The organism is Ottowia sp., assembly GCF_016703145.1.
Classification (GTDB): Bacteria; Pseudomonadota; Gammaproteobacteria; order Burkholderiales; family Burkholderiaceae_C; genus Ottowia.
Genome location: NZ_JADJCO010000005.1, coordinates 1283862 through 1306821, shown reverse-complemented (window position 1 = coordinate 1306821; position 22960 = coordinate 1283862). Strand labels below are relative to the sequence as shown.

Sequence of the window (22960 nt, the reverse complement as noted above, 5' to 3'; positions counted from 1 at the left end):
TGCTATGTTTTCAATAGCTATCAGCGCAACATCCACGCGGACTTTGATGGGAAAAGTCGAGATACTGCACGCGCTGGACCTGCGCCTCCCCGCCGGCCGCTGGACCGCCGTCGTCGGCCCCAACGGCGCCGGCAAGTCGACCCTGCTGCGCGTGCTGGCCGGCCTGCTGCCGACCGCGGGCACCGTCACCCTGCACGGGCGCGACCTGCGCGACTGGCCCGCGCGCGAACGCGCCCGGCAACTGGCCTGGCTGGGCCAGGGCGAGCCGGGGGCCGAGGACCTGTCGGCCTACGACGTCGCGCTGCTGGGCCGCCTGCCGCACCGCGCCTGGCTGGCGCCGCCCACCGAGGCCGACCACGCCGCCGCCCGGCAGGCGCTGCAGGTCACGCAGGTGTGGGACTTGCGCGCGCGCCGGCTGGGCGATTTGTCCGGCGGCGAGCGCCAGCGCGTGCTGCTGGCGCGCGCGCTGGCCGTGCAGGCGCCCGTGCTGCTGATGGATGAGCCCCTGGCCCACCTCGACCCGCCGCACCAGGCCGACTGGCTGGCCGTGGTGCGCCGGCTGGTCGCCGCTGGCGGCACCGTGGTCAGCGTGCTGCACGAGCTGGGCGTGGCGCTGCACGCCGACGAGCTGCTGATCGTCAGGGACGGCGCCATCGCCCACCACGGCCCCTGCGCCAGCCCCGACACCCACCGCGCGCTGCAGGCCGCGTTCGACGAGCGCATCCGCGTGCTGCCCGTGCAGGGCAGCTGGGTCGCGCTGCCCCAGGAGGAACCCATTCATGCAGATCGAGACACCCCCCACTGAGAAACGGTACGACCGCCCCGAGGGCGAGCGCCGGGGCCTGATCCTCGTCCACACCGGCGACGGCAAGGGCAAGAGCACGGCCGCCTTCGGGCTGGCGCTGCGCGCCTTCGGCCGCCAGCACGTGCACGGCAGGCAGGTGCGCATCTTCCAGTTCATGAAGGTGCCCAGCGCGCGCTTCGGCGAGCACCGCGTGTTCGAGCAGATCGGCCTGCCCATCGAGGGCCTGGGCGACGGCTTCAGCTGGAAGAGCAAGGACCTGGACCACTCCGCCCAACTGGCGCGCGACGGCTGGCAGAAGGCGAAGGCGGCCATCCTGGACGGCCAGCACTTCCTCGTCGTGCTGGACGAGATCACCTACCCGCTCATCTACGGCTGGCTGCCGCTCGACGACGTGCTGCGGACGCTGCGGCAGCGCCCGCGCGACGTGCACGTGTGCCTGACCGGCCGCCGCTGCCCGCCCGAGCTGATCGGGATCGCCGACACGGTGACCGAGATGCAGCTCGTCAAGCACGCCTTCAAGGCCGGCGTGCCCGCGCAGCGCGGCATCGAGGATTGATAAGCTGTGAATGAACCCGCCATGACGCCCCTGATCTCGCACACTTACGACACGCCCCTGGGCGGCATGATGGCCTTGTTTTCCGAGCGTGGCCTGTGCCTGCTGGAATTCGCCGGCCAGCCCCGCGTGGACCGCGAACAGGCCCAGGTCGAGGCCGCGCGCGGCGGCCCCGCCCAGCCGGGCGATGGCCCCCTCGCGGCGCAACTGCGCGCCGAGCTGGCGGACTACTTCGCCGGCCGCCGGCAAGCGTTCGGCCTGCCGCTCGACCTCGTCGGCACGCCGTTCCAGATCGCCGCGTGGCACGCGCTGCTGGCCATCCCCTACGGCCAGACGCGCAGCTACGCCCAGCAGGCGCAGCGCATCGGCCGCCCCACCGCCACGCGCGCCGTGGCCGCCGCCAACGGGCAGAACAAGATCTCCATCGTCGTGCCTTGCCACCGCGTCATCGGCAGCGACGGCAGCCTGACCGGCTTCGGCGGCGGGCTGCCGCGCAAGCAGTGGCTGCTGGGGCTGGAGCGCGAGGGCGCGCCGCCGAGGGATCTGCTGTCTTGATCGGGTTCGACGCCACGGGCGAGGGCGCCGCGCTGCTCGCCTGCGCCCCCGCGCTGGCGCTGGCCATCGACCGGCTGCTGGGCGAGCCGCCGCTGCGCTGGCATCCGGTGGCCTGGATGGGCCGCTACCTCGGCTGGGCCGGCGCGCGGCTGGCGCCGCGGGTGGATGCGCTGCGGGGGCTGTCCGATGCCAGGGTGTTCTGGCTCGCGGCGCTGTCCTGGTGCGCGGCGGCTGCTGCGATTTTTGCGGCAAGCTGGCTCGTCCAGCAATGGGTGCTGGCGCAGCCGGCGTGGCTGGCGGCGCTGGCGCTGGGGCTGTGCCTGAAGCCGCTGCTGGCCTGGGCCCTGCTGCACGACGAGGTGCTGGCGGTGGAGCACGCCCTGGCCGAATCGCTGCCCGCCGGCCGCGCGCGGCTGGCGCGGCTGGTGAGCCGCGACGTGTCCAGCCTGAGCGCCGCCGAGGTGCGCGAGAGCGCCATCGAGAGCCTGGCCGAGAACCTGAACGACTCGCTGGTGGCGCCGCTGCTGTGGTTCGCGCTGCTGGGGCTGCCGGGCGCGGCGCTGTTCCGTTTCGCCAACACGGCCGACGCCATGTGGGGCTACCGGGGCGTGCGCTCCTTGAACGGCGTGGCGCGCGACTGGACCTGGGCCGGCAAGTGGGCGGCGCGCGCCGACGACGTGCTGGCCTGGCTGCCCGCGCGCCTGACCGCCGCGCTGATCGTCCTGCTGGGCGGCGCGCGCGGCTGGCGCGGCTTGCGGGGCGAGGCGGCGCGCACGCCCTCGCCCAACGGCGGCTGGCCGATGGCGGCGATGGCGCGCGCGCTGGGCGTGCGGCTGCGCAAGCCCGGCGTCTACACGCTGGGCGAGGGCGGCCACACGCCCGAGCCGGCCGACACGCTGCGCGCCTGCGCCCTCGGCGCGCGCACCGCGCTGGCGGCGACGCTGCTGGCCTGCGCGGCGGTGCTGGCGGAGGTGGCGGCGTGACCGGGCCTGGTTTCAAGGAAAATATGGCTGCAGCCCTTTCCCCTGTTGCGCCACAAGCTATTGATTCAGGAGTAACCGCATCGTGACCCCGGTCCACGGCGGCCCCGACGCGCACGGCGTGCCGGCGCACGACCTGTCCACCAACGCCAACGCCTGCGGCCCGTGCCCGGCCGCGCTGCGGGCGCTGCGCGCGGCCGACGCGCGCCACTACCCCGACCCGGCCTGCACACGGCTGGTCGACCGGCTGGCCGCGTGGCACGGCGTGGCGCCGCAGCGCATCGTGGTCGCCGCCAGCGCCAGCGAGTTCATCCAGCGCGCCAGCGTGGCCGTGGCGCTGCAGGCCGGCGCGGCGGGGCGCGGCGCCGCGTTCTGGCAGCCGCCGCACGCCTACGGCGACTACGCGCGCGCCGCGCGGGCGGCGGGGCTGGCGGCGGTCCGGGACCCAGCCCAGGCCGACCTGCTGTGGGCCTGCGACCCGTCCAGCCCGCTGGGCCAGCCCGACGCGGGCCTGGCCGCGCGCGTGGCGGCGCTGCGGCCGCACCAGGCGCTGGTGCTGGATCAGGCCTACGAGCCGTTCCGCCTGGCCGGCACGCTGGCGCTGGACGGGGCGGCGCTGGACCGCGCCTGGCGCCTGCTCACCCCCAACAAGGCGCTGGGCCTGACCGGCGTGCGCGCCGCCTACGCCATCGCGCCGCGCGCGGCCGACGCCGCGCTGCTGGCGCGCCTGCGGGCGCTGGCGCCGTCGTGGCCGCTGGGCGCGCACGGCGTGGCCCTGCTCGACGCCTGGGCCGGCGCCGAGGCGCAGGACTGGCTGGCCGACTGCCGCGCCACGCTGCGCGGCTGGAAGGCGCGGCAGGCGGCGCTGCTGGCCGGGGCGGGCTGGCGCATCGAACCCAGCGTTGCTAACTTTTTTGTAGCTGATGGTGCAATACCCATGCGGACCAACGACCAATCTGACATGAAATCCTGGCTGGCGGCGCTGCGCCGGCGCGGCGTCAAGCTGCGCGACTGCGCCAGCTTCGGCCTGCCCGGCCGGGTGCGCATGGCGGTGGTGGCGCCCGAGGTGCAGGACGCGCTGATGGCCTCTCTGAAGGCGTCCGCATGACCGCGCGTTGCATCATGGTTTTGGGCACCAGCAGCGGCGCCGGCAAGAGCTGGGTCGCCACCGCGCTGTGCCGCCACTACGCCCGCCTGGGCCTGAGGGTGGCGCCCTTCAAGGCGCAGAACATGAGCAACAACGCGCGGGTCGTGGCGGGCCTGGATGGGGAGCAGGGTGAAATCGGCTCCGCGCAGTATTTCCAGGCCCTGGCCGCCCGCGCCGCGCCCGACGTGCGCATGAACCCGCTGCTGCTCAAGCCCGAGGCCGACACGCACAGCCAGGTGGTGCTGATGGGGCAGGTCAGCCGCGAGCTGTCCGCGCTGCCCTGGCGCGGCCGCGGCGAGCGGGTGTGGCCGCAGATCGCCGCCGCGCTCGACAGCCTGCGCGCCGGCCACGACGTGGTGGTGATCGAGGGCGCCGGCTCGCCGGCCGAGATCAACCTGATGGCCAGCGACGTGGTCAACCTGCGCGTGGCGCGCCACGCCGGCGCGCGCTGCCTGCTGGTGGCCGACATCGACCGCGGCGGCGCCTTCGCCCACCTGTACGGCACCTGGGCGCTGCTGCCCGAGGCCGACCGCGCGCGCCTCCACGGCTTCGTGCTCAACAAGTTCCGCGGCGACGCGGCGCTGCTGGCCCCGGCGCCCGAGATGCTGCGCGGGCTGACCGGCGTGCCGGTGGTCGCCACCATTCCCATGCAGTGGCACCACGGCCTGCCCGAGGAAGATGGCATGTTCGACGAAGGGTCCAGCGCGGCGGCGGGCGCGGTGCACACGCGCATCGCCGTGGTGGCCTACCCGCGCATCAGCAACCTCGACGAGTTCCAGCCGCTGAAGAACGTGCCCGGCGTGCAGTTGCGCTGGGCGCGCAGCCCGGCCGACGTGGCCGGCGCCGACTGGATCGTGCTGCCCGGCAGCAAGGCCACCGCCGCCGACCTGGCCTGGCTGCGCGCGCAGGGGCTGGATGCGGCCATCGCCGCGCACGCCGCGCGCGGCGGCCGCGTGCTGGGCGTGTGCGGCGGCCTGCAGATGCTGGGCGAGGCGCTGATCGACCTGCACGGGGTGGAGAGCGGCGGCAACGCACCTGGCCTGGGCCTGCTGCCCTTGGTGACTGGCTTCGAGCCGCGCAAGACCGTGCGCCGCACACAGGTCCGCTTCGGCGACGTGGCGGGTGCGTGGTCGGCGCTGTCCGGCGTGGCCTGCGCCGGCTACGAGATCCACAGCGGCCGGACCGCGCAGCACCCGGCCATGGCGGCCGGCGGCGACGTGGCGCGCGAGCTGGTGCCCGGCCTGGCGTGGCAGAACGCCGCCGGCCACGTGCTGGGCGTGTACCTGCACGGGCTGTTCGAGGACGCGGCCGTGCTGCACGCCCTGTTCGGCGCGCGGGCGCCGACGCTGGACGCGGTGTTCGACGGCTTGGCGCGCACGCTGGCGCAAGCGTTCGAGCCCGGCGTGCTGGAGGCTCTGGCGGCACCATGACCCTTCCCGACGTGGACGACCTGCACGACGCCGCGCTGGCCGCGCGCCTCGGCCACCTGATCGACCACAAGACCAAGCCGCTGGGCGCCCTCGGCCGGCTGGAGGCGCTGGCGCTGCGGCTGGGGCTGGTGCTGGGCAGCGAGCGGCCGCGGCTGCACGCGCCGCAGCTCGTGGTGTTCGCCGCCGACCACGGCATCGCCGTGCGCGGCGTGTCGGCCTACCCCAGCGACGTGACCTGGCAGATGGTGCGCAACTTCCTGGCCGGCGGCGCGGCCGTGAGCGTGCTGGCGCGCCAGCACGGCATCGGGCTGACGGTGGTGGACTGCGGCGTGCGGCATGAGTTCGAGTCCGCGCCGGGCCTGGTGCGGCACAAGATCGCGCCCGGCACGCGGGATTGCTCGATCGGCCCCGCCATGAGTGCCGCGCAGTGCGCCCGCGCGCTGCGGGCCGGCATCGGCGCGGCGCGCGCGCTGCCCGGCAACGCGCTGCTGCTGGGCGAGATGGGCATCGGCAACACCAGCGCGGCGGCGCTGCTGCTGGCGCGGCTGGGCGGCATCGACGTGGGCGAGGTCTGCGGCGCCGGCACCGGCCTGGACGCCGCCGGCATCGCGCGCAAGACCGCCTTGCTGCGCGAGGCGCTGGCCGCCAACGCCGGCGCCGCCGCGCCGCTGGATGCGCTGGCCGCCCTGGGCGGCTTCGAGATCGCCGCCATGGCGGGCGCCGTGCTGCAGGCCGCCAGCGAGCGGCGCGTGATCGTGGTGGACGGCTTCATCGCCGGCAGCGCCGTGCTGGTGGCCAGCCGGCTGGCGCCCCACGTGCTGCAGCGCTGCGTGTTCGCGCACCGCTCGGGCGAGCGCGGTCACGCCCGCCTGCTGGCCGCGCTGGGCGCCGAGCCGCTGCTGGACCTGGGCCTGCGCCTGGGCGAGGGCAGCGGCGCGGCGCTGGCCTGGCCGCTGCTGGAATCGGCCTGCCGCATCCTGGGCGAGATGGCCAGCTTCGAATCCGCCGGCGTCTCCGGCAGGGGGTGACCGATGCAGGCCCTGCGCCACTTCCTGCTCGCCCTGCAGTTCTTCACCCGCATCCCGGTCACCGGGCGGCTGGCGGACTGGGTGGGCTACAGCCCGGCGCTGCTGCGCGCCAGCGCGGGGCATTTTCCGGGCGTGGGCTGGGTGGTGGGCGCGGTCGCGGCCGGCGTGCTGTGGGGCGCGGCACAGGGCTGGGGCGCGTGGGTGGCGGCGGGCCTGTCCACGGCGGCGACGGTGTGGCTGACCGGCGCCTTCCACGAGGACGGCCTGGCCGACACCGCCGACGGCCTGGGCGGCGGCGCGACGAAAGCGCGCGCGCTGGAGATCATGAAGGACTCGCGCATCGGCAGCTACGGCACCGTGGCGCTGGTGCTGGCCTTGGGGCTGAAGCTGGCGCTGGTCGCGCTGTTGCTGCAATCGCGCGGCGCGGCGCCGGCCGCGCTGGCGGTGGGGGCGGCGCACGTGCTCTCGCGCCTGGCGCCGCTGTTCGTCATGGCGCGGCTGCCCTACGTGGCCGACGCGGCGGGCGCCAAGTCCAAGCCGCTGGCCGACGCCGTGTCGGCGCGCGCGCTGGCGGTGGGGGTTTTGTGGTCGATTCCGGCCCTGGCCGGCGTGGGGATTGCGGTGGACGCTCTCAATTTGGCAGCATTCATCGGCCTGTGGGGCGCGGCGGTCCTGTTCATGACGCGCCTGCTGCGCCGCCGCCTGCAGGGCTTCACCGGCGACACGCTGGGCGCCACGCAGCAGGTGAGCGAGCTGGCGCTGCTCCTCGGCTTGGCCTGGGGCGCCGTGTGAGGCTTTGGCTGGTGCGCCACGCGCCGGTCCAGGTCGCGCCGGGCCTGTGCTACGGGCGGACCGACCTGCCGGCCGACGGCGAGATGACCCGGCAGGCGGCGCGGGCGCTGGCCGGGCAGCTTCCGCTGAAAGCGCGGATGTTTGTGTCGCCGCTACAAAGATGCGAGCTGTTGGCGCAACATCTGCGCGGGCTGAGGCCCGATATGATTCAAAACACCGATCCGCGCCTGCGCGAGATGCACTTCGGCGCCTGGGAAGGCCGGCCCTGGGCCGATATCCCGCGCGCAGACGTCGACGCCTGGGTGGCCGGCTTCGCGCACGCGCGGCCGGGCGGCGACGGGGCGAGACGGTGGACGAGTTGATGGCGCGCGTGGGCGCCGCGTGGGACGACTGGCGCGCCGGCGGGCGCGACGCGGTGTGGGTCACCCACGCCGGCGTGATCCGCGCCGCCGCGCTGCTGGCGCGCGGCGCGCGGCGCATCGAGCGGGCCGGCGACTGGCCGGCCGAACCGCTGGCCTTCGGCGCCGCGGTCGTGCTGGAGGCGTGAGCCTACGCGCCCATCGCGCGCAGGCTGGCCCCAGATTCGCGCGCCGTGGGCGATGGCCCAGGGCGGCTGATTGAAATCAACCTGGAGCGCGGACCCAAAAAAGTAGGGGCTGTCCTCTGGTTTCTGACGGTGCTTTATTTCGGCACTCCCGGAGGGACCCCTACCGCGAATACTCTACGCCAGATGAACGAATTCCGCTGCCGCCCCGGAAGTGAGCCATGCTACGCGGCCATCGCCCGCAGGCTGGCCTCGATGGCCGCGGCGGTGGCCAGGGGTTTTTCCATCGGGAACAGGTGCGTGCCGTCGATCATCATCACGCGCCCCTTGGCGAAGCGCGCCGTGGCCTCGATGCCGCCGACCTGGCGGATCTCGGCCGATTGCAGCCCGCCGACGAAGGCCAGCGGGCAGCGCAGCGGGTGGCGTCGGAGCACGCCGTCGATGTTGTGCGGCAGGGTTTCGTAGATGCGCGACTCCACCTCGCGATCGAAGGCCAGCCGCCAGGTGCCGTCGGCGTCAAGGGTGCCGTGGTCCACGTAGTCGTGCAGCACCTGCTCGTCCCAGCGGGCGAACTGCCGCTTGCCGCGAAAGTGCTGGAACACCGCCTCGCGGTCGTCCCACTGGTCGCGCCGGCGGCGGCTGACCTGGCTGGGCGAGAAGCGTGCCATCAGCGCCGTGCGCTTGACCACGCGCAGCGCGCCGGCGCGCCAGCCGCCCAGCACGGGCGAGTCGAGCATGACGACGGCGCGCGCCAGCCCCGGGTGGCGCGCGGCGCACATCAGGCTGAGGATGCCGCCGAGCGAGTGGCCGACCAGGATGGGCGCCTGGCCGCCGCTGGCCTGCTGCTCGGCGGCGGCGAAGTCGGCGAGCTGCTGCACCAGGTGCGGCCAGTTGTCGGTGACGGGGTAGCGCGGGTCGTGGCCGTACTTCTCGATCGCGGCCGCGCCGAAGCCGCGCGCGCGCAGGCTGTCCAGCATCACGCGGTAGGTGCTGGCGGGAAAACTGTTGCCGTGGGAGAAGACGATCAGGGACATGGGTGGGTGCCGCCGCGGGGGGCCCCGCTCAGATCAGCCGCTCGTCCGGCGTGGTGATCTTCTTGATCGGCGGGTGCGCGGACGAGTCCACGCGCAGCGGCATGTCGGTGTGGCCGCCGTTCCACTGCGGATCCTCGAGGCTGTCGAACACCTGTCGCAGGCGCTGGCCCCAGGTGTCGTGCAGCATGCGGAAGTAGGGGTTGTCGTGGCCGATGCAGACGACGCGGTCGCTTTCCAGACGGTCGACCTCGTACACCACCAGGTCCAGCGGCAGGCCGACCGAGAGGTTGGACTTGAGCGTGGAATCCATCGACACCAGGGCGCACTTGGCGGCTTCCTGGAGCGGCGTCTCGGGGGTGATGACGCGGTCGAGCACGGGCTTGCCGTACTTCGACTCGCCGATCTGGAAGTAGGGCGTCTCGGCCGTGGCCTCGATGAAGTTGCCGGCCGAATAGACCAGGAACAGGCGCATGGCCTCGCCCTTGATCTGGCCGCCGAAGATCAGCGAGACGTTGAATTCGAGCCCCGACTCGCGCAGCGCCTCGCCGTCGCGCCGGTTGATGTGGCGCACGGCCGCGCCGAGCACGCGCGCGGCCTCGAACATGCTGCGCGCGTTCCAGATGGTGATGGGGTCGCCCGTCTCGCTGTCGCGCACGGATTCGTTCTGCAGGATCTCGCGCACCGACTGCGCGATCGACAGGTTGCCGGCCGAGAGCATGACCATGAAGCGGTCGCCCGGGCGCTCGTAGATCAGCATCTTGCGGTAGGTGCTGATCGAGTCCACGCCCGCGTTGGTGCGCGAGTCGGAGAGGAACACCATGCCGGCGTGGGTCTTGATGGCGCAGCAGTAGGTCATTGTGGGGATGGCGGGGATGGGGCGGCCGGCGCGGCCGGGCCCTCAGGCTTTCTGGGCGAGGTTCTTCAATCGGTACAGGGCCTCCAGCGCCTCGCGCGGGGTCAGCGCGTCGGGGTCGATGGCGGCGAGCGCCGATTCTACGGGCGCCGGGGCGGCGGCCGGTGGCGCCGGGGGTGGGGCGAACAGGTCCACCTGGGCGCGGCTGGCGCTGGCGCCCTGCTCCAGTCCGGCGAGCACGTGGCGCGCGTGGTTGAGCACGCCCGCCGGCACGCCGGCCAGCCGGGCCACCTGGATGCCGTAGCTGCGGCTGGCCGGGCCGGGCTGCAGCTCGTGCAGGAAGACGATGTCGTGCCCGCCCGAGCCGCTGGCTTCGGCCGCGCTCACGTGCACGTTCAGCGCGGCGCGGTGCGCGGCGGGAAACTCGGTCAACTCGAAGTAGTGCGTGGCGAACAGGGTGAAACCCTGGGTGCGGTCGTGCAGGTGCGCGGCGATGCCGCTGGCCAGCGCCAGGCCGTCGAAGGTGCTGGTGCCGCGGCCGATCTCGTCCATCAGCACCAGCGATTCGCGCGTGGCGCCGTGCAGGATCTGCGCCGCCTCGGTCATCTCCAGCATGAAGGTGGACTGCGCGTTGGCCAGGTCGTCGGCGGCGCCGATGCGGGTGTGGATGGCGTCGATGGGGCCCAGGCGGCAGCTTTGCGCCGGCACGTGGCTGCCCATGGCGGCCAGCAGGGCGATCAGCGCCACCTGGCGCATGTAGGTGCTCTTGCCGCCCATGTTGGGGCCGGTGATGACCTGCATGCGCGCCTTGGGGCCGAGCACGGTGTCGTTGGCGATGAAGGGCGCGCCCGAGGTCTCGGCCAGGCGCGCCTCGACCACCGGGTGGCGGCCGCCGCGGATCTCGATGCAGGGCTCGCGCACGAACCGCGGCGCGCACCAGTTCAGCGTCAGCGAGCGCTCGGCCAGCGCGGCCAGCGCGTCGAGCGAGGCCAGCGCGCGGGCGAAGCGGGCGAGCCGGGGCACGTGCGGCTGCAGCGCGGCCAGCAGGTGGTCGTACAGCCACTTCTCGCGCGCCAGCGCGCGCTCCTGCGCCGACAGGGCCTTGTCCTCGAAAGCCTTCAACTCGGGGGTGATGAAGCGCTCGGCGTTCTTCAGCGTCTGGCGGCGGCGGTAGTCGTCGGGCACCTTGCTCGCTTGCCCTTGCGTGACTTCGATGTAGAAGCCGTGCACCCGGTTGAACTGCACGCGCAGGTTGGCGATGCCGGTGCGGGCGCGCTCGCGCGCCTCCAGCTCGATCAGGAAGGCGTCGCAGTTGTCCGAGATGGCGCGCAGCTCGTCCAGCTCGGCGTCCAGGCCGGGGGCGATGACGCCGCCGTCGCGCACCTGCGCGGCGGGTTCGTCCAGCAGCGCGGCTTGCAGCAGGTCGAGCGCTTCGGCGGGCGGGGCGAGATCTTCGGAAATCTGGGACAAAAGTGCCTCTTGCCCGCATGGGACAAGCGCCATTAGCTCTTGTTTTTGTAGCGCATGGCGCAGCGCCACCAGCTCGCGCGGGCGCACCTGGGCCAGCGCCAGGCGGGCGGTGATGCGCTCGACGTCGCTGGTGCCTTTCAGCAGCGCGCGCAGCTTCTGCCCCAGCCCGTCCTGGCGCAGCCGGCCGATGGCCTGCAGGCGCGCGCTGGCGACGGCGCGGTCGCGCGGAGGGGCCAGCAGCCAGCTGCGCAGCAGGCGGCTGCCCATGCCGGTCTGGCAGGTGTCGAGCAGGGACAGCAGCGTGGGCGCGTCCTCGCCGCGCAGGGTCTGCACCAGCTCCAGGTTGCGGCGCGTGCTGGCGGGCAGCTCGACCAGCTCGCCCGGCCGCTCGACCCGCAGCCCGCTCAGGTGCGTGAGCGCGCGGCCCTGGGTGTGCTCGGCGTAGGCCAGCAGCGCGGCGGCGGCGGCATGGGCCTGGGGGCAGTCCTCGGCGCTCCAGGCGGCCAGGCTGGCGGCCTGCAGTTGTTCGAGCAGCTTGCGCCGGCCCAGCGCGGCGTCGAACTGGAAGGCGGGCCGGTGGGTGAGGGCGGGCGCGCGGCCGGTGGCGGGCTTGAAGCGGGCCAGGCGCTGCTCGAAGGCGGGCGCGGCGTCGCCGGGCAGCAGCAGCTCGCTGGGGGCGATGCGCTCCAGCCAGCCGGGCAGCTCATCCGGTGCGCATTCCGCCAGGTGCACCTGGCCCTGCGTCACCGCCAGCCAGGCCAGGCCGCAGCGCTGGCGCGCGCCGGGGTGCACGGCCAGCAGGATGGATTCGGCCTTCTCCGACAGCAGCTCGCTGTCGGTCAGCGTGCCGGGGGTCACCACGCGCACCACCTTGCGCTCCACCGGCCCCTTGGCCGTGGCCACGTCGCCCACCTGCTCGCAGAGGGCGACCGATTCGCCCAGCTTGATGAGCCGGGCCAGGTAGCCCTCGACGGCATGGAAGGGCACCCCCGCCATCGGAATCGGCTGGCCGGCCGATTGCCCGCGCGAGGTGAGCGTGATGTCCAGCAGCGCGGCGGCGCGCTCGGCGTCGGCGTAGAACATCTCGTAGAAGTCGCCCATGCGGTAGAACAGCAGGGTGTCGGGAAAGTCGGCCTTGATGCGCAGGTATTGCGCCATCATGGGCGTATGCGCGTTTAAGTCTATTTTTGTCATTAAAATCAACAACTTAGAAATTACACCGTCACTTTTTGGTGTAATTTCGGTGTAATCTGAGCCATGTTTTGCATGCCCTCCCAGATGCGCTCAAGCTCCTTGGAGGACTCCGTGTCTATCCATCGGCCGTAGACCGTCACGAGCATGGAGTAGTCCTTGTGCCCCATCTGGTTGGCGATGAAGGCCAGGTTGCCCCGGGCCGTGAGGTTCCAGCAGGCGTAGGTGTGCCGGGTCTGGTAGGCCGAACGCGCACGGATCTCGGCGCGCCGGACCAGGGTTGCCCATTTGGTGTTCCAGGCGCTCGGCACGAAGTAATCGTTGACGACCGCTTTGCGCGTCTGCGTCTTGGGCGACAGCAGCACGCGCACATGGTCGGTGCGCGATTCATGACGGTTCAGCCAAACGGTCAGATCGGCCGCTTCGCATTTCTCGGCATCGGCGACGAGCACCTTCAAGGCATCGCGCGCCGGGGGCTGCAATAGCACGGTACGCCCCTTCTTCGTCTTGGGCATCTTGAACGTCACCGATTGCGTGATCGAGCGGCGCGCCGTGATCTTGCTGAAGTCCCGCACCACGTCCTCCATCGTCAGGGCAAATAGCTCGTTCGATCGCGGCCCGGTGTAGACGGCCACCGTCACGGCGGCCTTGTCGATGGGGTGCAGGCAGTCCTTGTCGATGAGCGACAGGTGCCGGGTTACGCATGTCGAGGTCAAAGGTAGATAGCCTAACGGAAGGAAAACTTCGCCGCAGAGTCTGCGATAGGCAGGACATCGACTGCTGGAACGATCAGATGTTAAAGATTTGTCAGCTCCACGATCAGTTCGTGTGCTCGCGGCCTGCCGCTCCTACATCGGCATGGCCGCTGCGGTCTTGTGGACAGCTGTACGGATTTTTTCACCAGTTCCGACGGAACTCCTTGTCAGCGTACCCAAGTGGTGCCGGCCCACGCCGAGGCATTGCAGCCGAACTGCTGGCGAAACCAGCGAGAGAACTGTGTCGGTCCACTGAAGCCCAACAGCAAGGCGATCTCCGCGTGCTTGCGTGGTGCATTGCCCAAATGTCGCTGCACCAGTTCTCTGCGTATCTGGTTCAGCAGCTCGTGATAGGAGGTACCTTCGTTCAGAAGATGGCGCCGCACAGTGCGTTCGTCCACATCCAGAAGCTTCGCAATTCGTCCCAACGTACAGGTTCCGGACGGCATCAGCGTCAGTGCCAGTTGGCGCACCGTTTCCGTCGATGAACGGTTCTGGTCAGAACTGATCCACTCCACATACTGTTGCGCGTACTGCTCCAGTCGTGCATAGGTGGCGAGCGGCGTCTCCAAGTCCGCTACTGCACACACGATGCCATTGAAAGGCGCTGCGAACTCAACACGGTTCGAGAACAGGCGGCGTGCCACGCGCGCGTCTGGCGGTGCAGCATGCATGAAGCACACGCGACGAGCGCGCCACGCCTCCGGAAGCATCTGCTGGATTTGCCGGTACAACATACCCACGGACAACTCCAGCGACTGGCGGACCGGGCCTTCGCGCCCAAGGAATTCGAGGCGAATAGCGGCGGTTTGGTGGTCCTCTTCCAGCCAGACGTGCAAGGATTCGTGGTGCACGGAAAGGTAGCGCGCCAGCGCGCCAATGGCGTGGCGCAGCTTGGCCTGCTCGCGCACCAGCAACGCCAGTGGTCCCCACACGGCGAACTGGCGCGTTTCCGCGAGCCGCAGTCCGAAATCCTGCCAACCCGAGCGCTTCGCAGAATCCTCCAGCAAGCGGCCAACGGCGGATGCCGGGATCTTCAGATCTGGATTGTCCAAGCACGCTGGATCCAGCCCGAAACCCCTGAGCATGCGTAGCGGATCGAGCCCGGCTGCTTGTGCCAGCGAAGCGTAGTTGGTCAAGGCAGCACTGCGAACCAGCGAGATCATGGTATTCCCTCGATGTCCGAGAATGTAAATCGAATGTCCGGATAGGGTAAATGAAATAAGCGGGTGGAATCTAAGCTCCAACCATCTTCTTTTCGACGGAGCGAACGAGATGACCGGTGAGGCCTACCTTCCCTATCAGCACTCCAGCGCATGGATCGGCGAAGCGATGAGTCGTACGAGCGAATGGATCGTGCAGTTGGACGATCGCGACAACGATGTGCTGCACGACAAAGTGTTGCGGGCGCGCGCGCGAGGCTTGGGCATCCCCGCCCTGGCGCAGGCCGACCTGGACCTCGGCCCTCTGGCCGACAAGCTCAAGCACATTCAGCAGGAAGTCATGCACGGTCGCGGCTTCGTGCAGCTGGAAGGCTTCGACATGGATCGCTATTCGCTGGAGGACGCCGCCTTGGCCTACTGGGGCCTGGGCATGCAGATGGGCACGGGCGCGGCGCAGAACGCGCAGGGCGACCTGTTGGGGCACGTGACCAATCTCGGCCTTGACTACCGCACGGATCGACGCACTGTGCGAAGACCCCAGGCTGCATCTCTCGATGGAACTCAAGCGTGGCGATATGCAGTTCATTTCGAACTACACCACGCTTCACTCCCGCACCGACTATGCGGACGGGGCGGACCCGGAGCGTCGCCGCTACCTGCTGCGCCTGTGGCTCGACACAGGCCTGATCCCGAAGCTGCCGCCTTCCTACGAAGAGCGCTACGCCGACATGCGTGCGTGGCTTCAGCATCCTCGGCCGCCGATCTTCGACCTCTCGGCGGTGCATGCCGAACTCGCACATTGAATGCGCGCTGCCATCAAGAAAGAAGGATTTCCAATGACCACACTCGCTATCCCCAGCAGCCGCGAACTGCCCCTATATGAGAACGGCCAGAGCTGGTACGGCAAGGACCTGCAGCAGCGCACCGATTGGATCCACGAGTTGTCCGACGACGAACAGAGGGAAGTGCACCAAGCGGTCGCACGGGCCATTGCCGGCGAGGTCGACTTGGTGGCAATGAAGGCAGAGGATTTCCCGCTCGCCACCCTCGGCGCTAGGTTGAAAGTTATCGGCCATGACCTCAAGCACGGGCGCGGCTTCGCACTGATCCGCGGCCTCGACACCATGGAATTGACTCTCGTGGAGAAAGCCTATGCTTTCCGCGGCGTTGGCGCTCATTTCGGCGAGGCGGTGTCGCAGAACGCCAAGGGCCACGTCCTCGGCCACGTCGCCAATCTGGGTCTGGACTATTCCGACCCGACCACACGCGGCTACCAAACGCCCGCCGAACTGCGTTTCCACACAGACGCTGCCGACATCGTGGGCCTGATGTGCATTCGCGGAGCGCGCTCGGGGGGACTCTCTCGCATCGCCAGCTCTACCACCGTATGGAACGAGGCCGTGCGTCGCCGCCCCGATCTGGCCGCAGAACTGCTGCGCAGTTACAGCTTCACCCGCTGGGGTGAAGTGCGACCTGGGCAGAGGCCGTATTTCCACATCCCCCTGTTTCACGCGCACGAGGGGCGGATGATTGCCGTATTCGTTGCAGGGGCGATCGAAAAGGGGCAGGCGTTGCCCGGCGTGGAGCCGCTGGAACCGCGGCAGCGCGACGCCATCGCCTTCGTCAACGAACTTGCATCGGAGGATGGCATCCGTTTGGACATGGCGTTCCAACCGGGTGACATGCAGTTCCTGTGCAACCATTCGATATTGCATTCGCGCACCTCCTACGAGGACTGGCCCGAGCCTGAGCGCAGGCGCCACTTGCTGCGCTTGTGGTTGGCCTGCCCCGATGGTCCGTCCCTGCCCGACTACATGACCACTGAATTCCAGGGTCGAACCGTCAGCGGGCGTCCGGACGGAATCCGGCTGCCCGGCGTCGAGCTCAAGGCGAATCTGTATCCGGACTGAAGCTGCCTCACCCGGTAGCCCCTTTCATCGTGCGCCCGTCCTCGCTGGCGCCAGGAGAAACCAATGAAACGAACCTCGATCATCGTTTTCGCGCGCCAATTGCTGGCGGCCCTTCCGCTGGCGCTGTGCGCCCATGCGTTCGCCGCCGAGCCGGCGTGGCCCGCAGCCCGTCCGATCCGGATGGTCATCCCCGGCGGCGCCGGCACGGGCACGGACATTTTCGCGCGCTTGGTCGGCGAACGCTTGGGGCAAGCGTTGCAGCAGACGATCGTCTTCGACAACAAGGCCGGCGCCAACGGGATCATCGGTAACGACAGTGTGGCCAAGGCTGCTCCCGACGGCTACACGCTGCTGTTCAGCAATGCCTCGGCGATGGCCATCAATCCGGCCGTGCATGCAAAGATGCCATACCAGACGTTGAAGGATCTGGTGCCCGTTGCGCAGATCGGCTCGGGTGGTGTGCTGCTGGTGGTGGCACCGGACATCTCCGCCAAGGACATGCGCAGTTTCGTCCAGTACGTCCGGGCTAACCCCACACCACTGTCGTACGGCACCTGGGGCACCGGGTCCACCGGACACCTGTCGATGGAGGCGCTTCGGGCCAAGGAGGATCTGAAACTCACCCACGTGCCTTACAAGACCATGGGGCAGATGGTGGCCGACTTGGTAGGCGGAACGATCAAGATCGCTTTCGTGGACGCCGCTTCCCCGATGCCCTTCATCAAGGCAGGCAAACTGGTGCCATTGGGCATCACCGGCACGCACCGCGTTCCTGCTCTGCCGGCCTTGCCGACGATGCGGGAGCAGGGTTACTCGCTGGGCGGCGACGGCTGGTATGGCTTGTTCGTCCCCGCAAATACGCCGCAACCCATCGTGCAGCGTCTTCATGCCGAGGTCAACCGCATCCTGACCACGCCGGAAACGCGTGCCGCGCTGCAAAACCAGAACATGAACACGCCTCCGGCGAAGACTTCCGCCGAGTTCGCCCAGACCCTGCGCGAGGACGTCGCCCAGTGGCTGGAACTGGCGCGCACCGCGCAGGTCACGCTCGAATAGCAAAGCGCGGATCGCGAACCACCTGGGGAAGCATCGTCATGTCAAAACAGCTGATCCCATTTCTGGGGCGAATGGCGCCTTGGATTTGGCTGAACAAGGTCTGGAGGCCACTTGCGTTGGGTGGGCTCGTGATGCTGGCGGGAGGCAACGCCACAGCGGCGCCCCCCTGGCCGCAAGGCCCCGTGCGTGTGCTGGTGCCGGCTCCGCCGGGAGGTGTCTCCGACATGACCGCGCGCCTGCTGGCAGAGCGGCTTGGCACCATGTTCAAACAGCCATTCGTCGTCGAGAACATGGCCGGCGCCAGCGGCACCATTGCAGCGCGCGCGCTGATGAAGAGCGCGCCCGATGGCTCCGTCCTCATGGTGGGTCCCAATGGCATCGTGACCGAGGTCCCGCACGTCATGACGCTGCCCTTCGACCCGCTCAAGGAGATGCTGCAGGTTGCCAAGCTGTCGCATTCGCCCATGGTGCTGGTTGGCACGGCCTCACTGCCCGCGACGACGCTCGACGAACTCGTCCAGTACGCCAAGGCGAACCCCGGCAAGCTCGGTATAGCCTCGTACAGCCCAGGCACCCGCTCGCAGTACGCCGGCATTCTGTTCAATGCAAAGGCTGGGCTGGACCTGCTGCAGGTGCCCTACAAGGGGTCGCCGCCTGTCATCACCGACCTGATCGCCGGGCACATGGCTCTGGCCTTTGACGTGGTGCCAAACATGCTGCCTTATATCCGGGCCGGAAAGATGAAAGCCTTCGCGCTCGCGGCCGGGAGCCGTTCACCTTTGTTGCCTGAGGTTCCCACCTTCGCCGAGCGCGGTTTCCCCGACCTGCAGTTTTCCGGATGGATGAGCCTGTGGGTGACCGGGCGCACGTCCGAAGTTCTGGCAGGCCAGATCCATGAGGCGGTCTGGCGCGCATGGAATACCCCGGCGGTGCGCGAGCGTCTGCTGGCCGCAGGCTTCGATCCAGTAGCGGACAAGACGCTGGCGCAACAACGCGACGAGTTGAAAGCGCAGTCCAGTTTCAACCAAGGCATCGTGCAGCGCGTCGGCATCAAGCTGGAATAGAGCACGCGCGCCGCACCCATCCGAGTCCTCTTGCGAAAGGCATCAATTCATGACCCACATCGACACGACGTTTCTCTCCCGGTGCTTCGGCCTGGACGGCCGCACTGCCGTTGTCACCGGCGCTGGCTCGGGGTTGGGACGGCAGGCCGCGAAGGCTCTGGCGGCTGCAGGCGCCGAGGTTGCCTTGCTGGGCCGACGGAAGCCGCCGTTGAAGGAAACGGAAGAACTGATCCGACATCAAGGGGGGCGAGCGCGCAGTTTCTCTGTCGATGTGACGGACCGCGACGCATTGGGCCAGACATTGGACGCGATACAGCGGGACATGCCGCCGCTGTGGGTGCTGGTCAACAACGCGGGAGTTGGCGGGCGCGCGCCTTTGCTTGACGTCAGCGCAGAGCAGATCGACCAGATTCTGGGTGTCAATACCAAGGCCGCACTGCTGGCGGCGGCAGCCTTCGCGCAACGCTTGTTGGCAGGCCAACTGCAGGGGCGCATCGTCAACATTTGCTCGCTCGCAGCGCAGACGCACCCGGTGGGCTTGGCGGTCTACGGCGCCAGCAAGGCAGCGCTTGAGCACCTGACCCGATCGATGGCCCGTGAGTGGATATCCCATGGCATCAATGTCAATGCCATCAATCCAGGATACATCGAGACCGACATCAACCGCGCGATGTTCCGCAGTCCTGCCGGACAGAAGGCCGTGGAGAGTCTGCCACGACAACGGCTGGGAACGCCCGAGGCCCTCGACGGCGCCTTGCTGCTGCTGTCTTCTCCAGCAAGCGCCTTCATCACGGGGTCGACGATAACGGTCGACGATGGGCAGCGTTTCTCAGGGAGTTGACGTTCGGCGCCATGGCTCATGGCGCCGGTCGGGCACGCCAGCGGGAAACGCTGCAGCCGTACTCGTGTCGAAACCAACGCGAAAAGGCGCTGAGGGAAGCAAAGCCCAGCAGTTCGGCGACTTCCGACAGCGAGCGTTCCTTGTTCGCGGCGTAGCGCTCGACGAGTTCCTTGCGGACGGCCGCGAGAATTGTCGAGTAGCTCTCGCCAGTTGCGCTCAGGTGGTGATGCACGGTGCGCCGGTCCACCCCCAATTGAAGCGCCACGCGCTCGACCGAGCAGGAGCCCACGGGCAGCATGGACAACACCACTTGCCGCACCTTGTCGGCCATGCAGGCGCTGCTTTGCGCCAGCAGGGTGTCGAGGTACTGGTGCGCTTGCTGCGCCACCGCGGGGTTGTAAGAGGGCAGGGCCACTTCCAGGTCGGCGCTGCGGCAGACGATGCCGTCGAACTCCTGGTTGAACATGGGCGCGATGCTGAATACGCGCAGATGCGTGGCATTGCTGACCGGTGCCGCGTGTGCGAAGCAGATGCTCCGCGGTCGCCATGCCGGTCCCAGGAAGAGCTGCAGGATGCGGTACATCACGCCGACCACCAATTCGGTCGATTGGCGCGCCGGACCGAGCTGCCGGCCCAGCGTGTCGCACCGGATCATCACAAGGCCGTCGGTTTCCTCGATACGGGTCGCAAGCGCTTCGTTGTGCAGACGCATGTAGCGCGCCATCGCCTCGACCGCCCGCCGCAGCGTCGGCTCTTCGCGCAGGGCGATGGCCAGCGGCCCCAAGTTGGCAAGCTGGCGCGTCTCGGCCATGCGAAGCCCAAAGTCTTCGGTCTTGGACGCACGCGCGGAGGACTCAAGCAGGCGGGAGACCGACGTGGCCGAGATCTTCGTGTCCGGATCCAGCAGCGCCTGGTAGCTGATGCCCACCGCGCGCAATCGCGAGAGCGGATCCAAGCCCACCGAATGGGCGATCTCCGCGTAGTTGACGAGGCTGGCGCTGCGGACGAAGTGGGACATGTGGTTTTCCCTTGGCTCCCGAAATGTCAATCCTGCTTCCCAAAATGTCAAATCGAAATAGATGGATTCCTCATACTCAGCTCCACACAAGAACTGCTTTCGCAGTCACCCCAACCCACCCTTACCAAAGGAGACAAGGCCATGAGCCAAGCAGCCAGCGACAAAGCCGCCCCGAGCGCGACCCCCCTCTGCGATCAGATGCGGGCGACCGGCACCTGGAACCCCGCGTGGGATCCCTTCGCTGAACTCGACCCGATCTGGACTGAGAAATTCATGGCGATGGGCACGCACTACAAGCAGTCGGGCGCGCTCGATCCCAAGACGGTGGAGTTCATCGCCATCGCCGTGGATGCGTCGTGCACCCACATGTACGCGCCCGGTACGCGCCGCCACATCCGCATGGCGCTGGAGCTGGGCGCCACCAAGGAAGAAATCGCCGCCGTGCTGCAACTGGTGAGCGTGCTGGGCATCCACACCTGCAGCCTGGGCGCGCCCATTCTGCTGGAAGAGCTGGCGGCCTTGGAGAGCCGCAAGCTGGCCGCTGCAAAGGCAGCTTCCTGAATTTCCGCTTCGCTTTATCCACCCCTACACAACCTTCGGAGACTTTCATCATGCAATTCCTTGACGATTCCCTGTTGCCTGAAAACCAGGAAAAGCTCGTGATCCAGGTGGCGCCCTACGGGCCGCAATGGTCGCCCAGCGATTCCGACGATATTCCCGTCACCCTGGACGAGCAGATTCAGAAGGCCGTCGACTGCTACAACGCCGGCGCCACCGTGCTGCACGTGCACGTGCGCGAAGCCGATGGCAAGGGCAGCAAGCGCATGTCGATGTTCAACGAGATGCTGGCGCGCTTGCGCGAGGCGGTGCCGAAGATGGTGCTGCAGGTGGGGGGGTCGATCTCCTTTGCGCCGGAAGACGAGGGCCAGGAAGCGAAATGGCTGAGCGATGACACGCGCCACATGCTGGCCGAATTGAATCCTCGGCCGGATCAGGTGACGGTGGCGATCAACACCACCCAGATGAACCTGATGGAACTGATGACCGAGCGCGACTACGTGGGCACGTCCCTGACCAACCCGGCGATACAGGCCGCGTACCGCGACATGATCGTGCCGTCCAACCCGTCCTGGCATGAGGAGCACATCCGCCGCCTGGTGGCCAGCGGTATCCAGCCGCACTTCATGCTGGGCACCCTGACAGGGCTGGAGACGGTCGAGCGCATGATTCGGCGCGGCGTCTACTGCGGGCCGCTGATCCTCAACTACGTGGCCATCGGCGGAGGGGCCGCCGGCCTGCATCCGGCGGACATGCTGGAGTTCGTGCGCCGCACGCCCGACGGCGCCGTGCTGACCATCGAAACACTCAACCGAAACGTGGCGCCGATGACGACCATGGCCATCGCCATGGGCCTGCACGTGCGTGTGGGCATCGAGGACACCTTGTTCGGCCCCGACGGCCAGCGTGCCACGTCGGTCCAACAGATCGAAAAGATGGTGCGCATCGCACGTGAACTCAACCGCGAAGTCGCCACCGGCGACGACGCCCATCGCATCTACCAGATCGGCAGGCAATGGACGAGCGCCGACGAAACACTGGAGAACCTCGGCATGGCGCCCAACCGGCAACCCATGCAGCGCGGGGTGCCGCTGCGCCTGGCGACCTGAGCGCCCGGCTGAACGCTGATCCCCCAATCACTGGAGACATCTTGATGAAAAACCCGAAGATCCCTTTGCGCCGTGCCCTGCTCGGCGCCATCGCCGGCGCCTCGCTGCTGGCTGCCATGCCGGCCGCGATGGCGCAGGCCTGGCCCACCAAACCCGTGCGCATCGTCATCGGCGCGCCCGCCGGCGGCACCTCCGACGTCCTGGCGCGCATGCTGGCCGACGGCATGCAGAAGGCATGGGGCCAGCCGGTGATCGTCGACGCCAAGCCCGGCGGCGCCGGCACGATCGGCGTCAACGACTTGATGCAGTCGCCGGCCGACGGCCACACGTTGTACCTCGCGGTCAATGCGGCGGTTACCGAGATCCCGCACGTGATCAAGGTGCGCTACGACCCGTTCAAGGACCTGAAGCCGCTGGTCGATCTGGGCCAGTGTGGGCTCGTCTTCGTCGGCAACGCTTCGCTGCCGGCGAAGAACGTCGCCGAGGTGATCTCGTACGTCAAGGCTAACCCAGGCAAGGTCAGCTACGCGTCGTACAGCGCGGGCACGATCTCGCACACGATGGGGCTGGGGCTGAACAAGGCTGCCGGCATCGACATGACGCACGTGCCCTACAAAGGCTCGCCGCCGGCGCTGCAGGACGTGATGGGCGGCCATGTCGCGCTGATGTTCGACGGCCCGGCGACCGCGCTGCCGATGCTCAAGGGCGGCAGACTGAAGGCCTTCGCGGTCAGCGGCCCGAAGCGCAACCCGGCCCTGCCCAACGTGCCGACCTTCGCCGAGCAGGGCTACCCGATGATCGACGACGTGGCGATGATGATCCTGTGGATCAGGCCCGACGTGCCGGCCGACGTGCAGGCCAAGGTTCGCGACACGGCGCTGAAGGTGATGGCGCAGCCGGCCGCGAAGGCGAAGCTGCTGGAGTTCGGTTTCGACCAGGGCGGCGGCGCGACGCCGGAGGAACTGAGCGAGGCCCTGCGGAAGGCCTACGACAAGCAAGGCGCCACGCTGCGCGCCCTCGGCGTCAAGCCGCAGGACCTCGGAAGCTGAGGCAAGAACGCTGCGGCGCCAGCGCGCGGTCGTGTGCACCGACCTGGCGCTGCAG

At 69.1% G+C, this 22960-nt stretch carries 23 protein-coding genes and 1 pseudogene; 17 read left to right on the top strand and 7 right to left on the bottom strand.

Going from position 1 to position 22960, the window contains the following annotated elements; genetic code table 11:
* Positions 1-4: 4 nt before the first annotated feature.
* From IPG65_RS19155 to IPG65_RS19455, 9 genes and pseudogenes are all read left to right on the top strand, one after another.
* Entirely contained in the window at positions 5-805 is an 801-nt protein-coding gene (locus IPG65_RS19155) for an ABC transporter ATP-binding protein (protein WP_293193088.1), read from the top strand.
* On the top strand, positions 780-1361 hold the full coding sequence (gene cobO, locus IPG65_RS19150; protein WP_293192924.1) for a cob(I)yrinic acid a,c-diamide adenosyltransferase: 582 nt from the start codon (positions 780-782) through the stop codon (positions 1359-1361). Before IPG65_RS19155 ends, cobO begins: the two co-directional genes overlap by 26 nt.
* Before the next feature lie 21 nt (positions 1362-1382).
* Positions 1383-1913, top strand: coding sequence for a methylated-DNA--[protein]-cysteine S-methyltransferase (locus IPG65_RS19145; RefSeq protein WP_293192921.1), 531 nt, complete (start codon positions 1383-1385; stop codon positions 1911-1913).
* On the top strand, positions 1910-2896 hold the full coding sequence (cbiB, locus tag IPG65_RS19140; RefSeq protein WP_293192918.1) for an adenosylcobinamide-phosphate synthase CbiB: 987 nt from the start codon (positions 1910-1912) through the stop codon (positions 2894-2896). The genes IPG65_RS19145 and cbiB overlap by 4 nt, the downstream gene beginning before the upstream one ends.
* Positions 2897-2975: 79 nt before the next feature.
* Positions 2976-4001: an aminotransferase class I/II-fold pyridoxal phosphate-dependent enzyme gene (locus tag IPG65_RS19135; protein WP_293193085.1), complete on the top strand. Its 1026-nt coding sequence runs from the start codon at positions 2976-2978 to the stop codon at positions 3999-4001.
* On the top strand, positions 3998-5470 hold the full coding sequence (locus IPG65_RS19130; protein WP_293192915.1) for a cobyric acid synthase: 1473 nt from the start codon (positions 3998-4000) through the stop codon (positions 5468-5470). Before IPG65_RS19135 ends, IPG65_RS19130 begins: the two co-directional genes overlap by 4 nt.
* Positions 5467-6498 carry a nicotinate-nucleotide--dimethylbenzimidazole phosphoribosyltransferase gene (gene cobT / locus IPG65_RS19125; RefSeq protein ID WP_293192913.1) on the top strand — a complete coding sequence of 344 codons (1032 nt, stop codon included), beginning with the start codon at positions 5467-5469 and terminating at the stop codon, positions 6496-6498. Before IPG65_RS19130 ends, cobT begins: the two co-directional genes overlap by 4 nt.
* A 3-nt stretch (positions 6499-6501) precedes the next feature.
* The gene (locus IPG65_RS19120) at positions 6502-7290 is read left to right on the top strand and encodes an adenosylcobinamide-GDP ribazoletransferase (protein WP_293192911.1); all 789 of its coding nucleotides are present in this window, start codon (positions 6502-6504) and stop codon (positions 7288-7290) included.
* Positions 7287-7837, top strand: a pseudogene (locus tag IPG65_RS19455) (histidine phosphatase family protein). The gene IPG65_RS19120 and the pseudogene IPG65_RS19455 overlap by 4 nt, the downstream one beginning before the upstream one ends.
* Positions 7838-8058: 221 nt before the next feature.
* Here IPG65_RS19455 and IPG65_RS19105 read toward each other — a convergent pair.
* The 6 genes from IPG65_RS19105 to IPG65_RS19080 all read right to left on the bottom strand — a co-directional run bounded on the left by IPG65_RS19105 (position 8059) and on the right by IPG65_RS19080 (position 14865).
* On the bottom strand, positions 8059-8868 hold the full coding sequence (locus tag IPG65_RS19105; protein ID WP_293192907.1) for an alpha/beta hydrolase: 810 nt from the start codon (positions 8866-8868) through the stop codon (positions 8059-8061).
* A gap of 28 nt (positions 8869-8896) precedes the next feature.
* Positions 8897-9724: a proteasome-type protease gene (locus IPG65_RS19100; RefSeq protein ID WP_293192905.1), complete on the bottom strand. Its 828-nt coding sequence runs from the start codon at positions 9722-9724 to the stop codon at positions 8897-8899.
* A gap of 42 nt (positions 9725-9766) precedes the next feature.
* Positions 9767-12385 carry a DNA mismatch repair protein MutS gene (mutS, locus tag IPG65_RS19095; RefSeq protein WP_293192903.1) on the bottom strand — a complete coding sequence of 873 codons (2619 nt, stop codon included), beginning with the start codon at positions 12383-12385 and terminating at the stop codon, positions 9767-9769.
* Between the two features lie 20 nt (positions 12386-12405).
* On the bottom strand, positions 12406-13098 hold the full coding sequence (locus tag IPG65_RS19090; RefSeq protein WP_293192901.1) for a tyrosine-type recombinase/integrase: 693 nt from the start codon (positions 13096-13098) through the stop codon (positions 12406-12408).
* Positions 13099-13304: 206 nt separating this feature from the next.
* Complete coding sequence (locus IPG65_RS19085; RefSeq protein WP_293192898.1) at positions 13305-14303, bottom strand: AraC family transcriptional regulator; 999 nt, start codon at positions 14301-14303, stop codon at positions 13305-13307.
* A gap of 70 nt (positions 14304-14373) precedes the next feature.
* Positions 14374-14865, bottom strand: coding sequence for a hypothetical protein (locus tag IPG65_RS19080; protein ID WP_293192896.1), 492 nt, complete (start codon positions 14863-14865; stop codon positions 14374-14376).
* On the opposite strand from IPG65_RS19080, the gene IPG65_RS19075 reads away from it, so the two are divergent.
* The 5 genes from IPG65_RS19075 to IPG65_RS19055 all read left to right on the top strand — a co-directional run bounded on the left by IPG65_RS19075 (position 14855) and on the right by IPG65_RS19055 (position 19171).
* Complete coding sequence (locus IPG65_RS19075; RefSeq protein ID WP_293192894.1) at positions 14855-15103, top strand: TauD/TfdA family dioxygenase; 249 nt, start codon at positions 14855-14857, stop codon at positions 15101-15103. The genes IPG65_RS19080 and IPG65_RS19075 overlap by 11 nt on opposite strands.
* A 33-nt stretch (positions 15104-15136) precedes the next feature.
* Positions 15137-16210: a TauD/TfdA family dioxygenase gene (locus IPG65_RS19070; protein WP_293192891.1), complete on the top strand. Its 1074-nt coding sequence runs from the start codon at positions 15137-15139 to the stop codon at positions 16208-16210.
* Positions 16211-16273: 63 nt separating this feature from the next.
* Positions 16274-17266, top strand: a complete 993-nt coding sequence (locus tag IPG65_RS19065) for a tripartite tricarboxylate transporter substrate binding protein (protein WP_293192888.1) — start codon at positions 16274-16276, stop codon at positions 17264-17266.
* A gap of 224 nt (positions 17267-17490) precedes the next feature.
* Positions 17491-18330, top strand: coding sequence for a tripartite tricarboxylate transporter substrate binding protein (locus tag IPG65_RS19060; protein WP_293192885.1), 840 nt, complete (start codon positions 17491-17493; stop codon positions 18328-18330).
* Between the two features lie 49 nt (positions 18331-18379).
* Positions 18380-19171 carry an SDR family NAD(P)-dependent oxidoreductase gene (locus tag IPG65_RS19055; RefSeq protein WP_293192883.1) on the top strand — a complete coding sequence of 264 codons (792 nt, stop codon included), beginning with the start codon at positions 18380-18382 and terminating at the stop codon, positions 19169-19171.
* A 16-nt stretch (positions 19172-19187) separates the two neighbouring features.
* Here the strand turns inward: IPG65_RS19055 and IPG65_RS19050 are convergent, their stop codons facing one another.
* Positions 19188-20189 carry an AraC family transcriptional regulator gene (locus tag IPG65_RS19050; protein WP_293192881.1) on the bottom strand — a complete coding sequence of 334 codons (1002 nt, stop codon included), beginning with the start codon at positions 20187-20189 and terminating at the stop codon, positions 19188-19190.
* Between the two features lie 141 nt (positions 20190-20330).
* Between IPG65_RS19050 and IPG65_RS19045 the strand changes: the two genes are divergently transcribed.
* From IPG65_RS19045 to IPG65_RS19035, 3 genes are read left to right on the top strand one after another with little or no spacing between them, the layout of a single operon-like run.
* Positions 20331-20750, top strand: coding sequence for a carboxymuconolactone decarboxylase family protein (locus IPG65_RS19045; protein ID WP_293192879.1), 420 nt, complete (start codon positions 20331-20333; stop codon positions 20748-20750).
* 50 nt (positions 20751-20800) lie between these two features.
* Positions 20801-21856 (top strand): 3-keto-5-aminohexanoate cleavage protein, encoded by a 1056-nt coding sequence (locus IPG65_RS19040; RefSeq protein ID WP_293192877.1) that lies wholly within the window; start codon positions 20801-20803, stop codon positions 21854-21856.
* Between the two features lie 44 nt (positions 21857-21900).
* Positions 21901-22905, top strand: a complete 1005-nt coding sequence (locus IPG65_RS19035) for a tripartite tricarboxylate transporter substrate binding protein (protein WP_293192875.1) — start codon at positions 21901-21903, stop codon at positions 22903-22905.
* The last annotated feature ends 55 nt before the right edge of the window (positions 22906-22960 follow it).

Excerpts from the sequence above, each read along its gene's own strand:
- IPG65_RS19155 (WP_293193088.1), top strand. The coding sequence starts at position 5 with ATGTTTTCAATAGCTATCAGCGCAACATCCACGCGGACTTTGATGGGA.
- cobO (WP_293192924.1), top strand. The coding sequence starts at position 780 with ATGCAGATCGAGACACCCCCCACTGAGAAACGGTACGACCGCCCCGAG.
- IPG65_RS19145 (WP_293192921.1), top strand. The coding sequence starts at position 1,383 with ATGACGCCCCTGATCTCGCACACTTACGACACGCCCCTGGGCGGCATG.
- IPG65_RS19130 (WP_293192915.1), top strand. The coding sequence starts at position 3,998 with ATGACCGCGCGTTGCATCATGGTTTTGGGCACCAGCAGCGGCGCCGGC.
- cobT (WP_293192913.1), top strand. The coding sequence starts at position 5,467 with ATGACCCTTCCCGACGTGGACGACCTGCACGACGCCGCGCTGGCCGCG.
- IPG65_RS19120 (WP_293192911.1), top strand. The coding sequence starts at position 6,502 with ATGCAGGCCCTGCGCCACTTCCTGCTCGCCCTGCAGTTCTTCACCCGC.
- IPG65_RS19105 (WP_293192907.1), bottom strand. The coding sequence starts at position 8,868 with ATGTCCCTGATCGTCTTCTCCCACGGCAACAGTTTTCCCGCCAGCACC.
- IPG65_RS19100 (WP_293192905.1), bottom strand. The coding sequence starts at position 9,724 with ATGACCTACTGCTGCGCCATCAAGACCCACGCCGGCATGGTGTTCCTC.
- mutS (WP_293192903.1), bottom strand. The coding sequence starts at position 12,385 with ATGACAAAAATAGACTTAAACGCGCATACGCCCATGATGGCGCAATAC.
- IPG65_RS19085 (WP_293192898.1), bottom strand. The coding sequence starts at position 14,303 with ATGATCTCGCTGGTTCGCAGTGCTGCCTTGACCAACTACGCTTCGCTG.
- IPG65_RS19075 (WP_293192894.1), top strand. The coding sequence starts at position 14,855 with ATGGAACTCAAGCGTGGCGATATGCAGTTCATTTCGAACTACACCACG.
- IPG65_RS19070 (WP_293192891.1), top strand. The coding sequence starts at position 15,137 with ATGACCACACTCGCTATCCCCAGCAGCCGCGAACTGCCCCTATATGAG.
- IPG65_RS19065 (WP_293192888.1), top strand. The coding sequence starts at position 16,274 with ATGAAACGAACCTCGATCATCGTTTTCGCGCGCCAATTGCTGGCGGCC.
- IPG65_RS19060 (WP_293192885.1), top strand. The coding sequence starts at position 17,491 with ATGACCGCGCGCCTGCTGGCAGAGCGGCTTGGCACCATGTTCAAACAG.
- IPG65_RS19055 (WP_293192883.1), top strand. The coding sequence starts at position 18,380 with ATGACCCACATCGACACGACGTTTCTCTCCCGGTGCTTCGGCCTGGAC.
- IPG65_RS19050 (WP_293192881.1), bottom strand. The coding sequence starts at position 20,189 with ATGTCCCACTTCGTCCGCAGCGCCAGCCTCGTCAACTACGCGGAGATC.
- IPG65_RS19045 (WP_293192879.1), top strand. The coding sequence starts at position 20,331 with ATGAGCCAAGCAGCCAGCGACAAAGCCGCCCCGAGCGCGACCCCCCTC.
- IPG65_RS19040 (WP_293192877.1), top strand. The coding sequence starts at position 20,801 with ATGCAATTCCTTGACGATTCCCTGTTGCCTGAAAACCAGGAAAAGCTC.
- IPG65_RS19035 (WP_293192875.1), top strand. The coding sequence starts at position 21,901 with ATGAAAAACCCGAAGATCCCTTTGCGCCGTGCCCTGCTCGGCGCCATC.